The sequence below is a fragment of the Chryseobacterium sp. SIMBA_028 genome, assembly GCF_046535285.1.
Taxonomy (GTDB): Bacteria; Bacteroidota; Bacteroidia; order Flavobacteriales; family Weeksellaceae; genus Chryseobacterium.
Genome location: NZ_JAWRWZ010000190.1, coordinates 1 through 278 on the forward strand (window position 1 = coordinate 1; position 278 = coordinate 278).

The following is a 278-nucleotide window of genomic DNA, read 5'->3' on the forward strand; positions in this document are numbered from 1 at the left end:
GTATTAAAGACCATCACAAAAAGATGGTTGATAAACTAAATGAATTTATCCAAAATTAAAACAGACAAAAAATGAATTTTCACGATAAACTCGTACTCAACAAATATATGCTGTCGCTTTTTGGGATAGACAGCATCGGCAAAAAAATCATTGGTAAAAAAGGCGTTGAGATTTTTACAGATTTAAAACTTTCTGTGAACGAAGGCTATACCGAAGAAGGAAACACCTTTTATCTGCAAACGCTTATCAGTCATTTGTATGGTTCTGAGCAGTTAACG

General features: G+C 33.1%; 1 protein-coding gene. It reads left to right on the forward strand.

Features of this window, described 5'->3' with window-relative positions:
• Window positions 1–71: 71 nt before the first annotated feature.
• The coding region (locus SCA31_RS23095) for a hypothetical protein (protein ID WP_410699367.1) at window positions 72–278 on the forward strand (207 nt) is incomplete at its 3' end.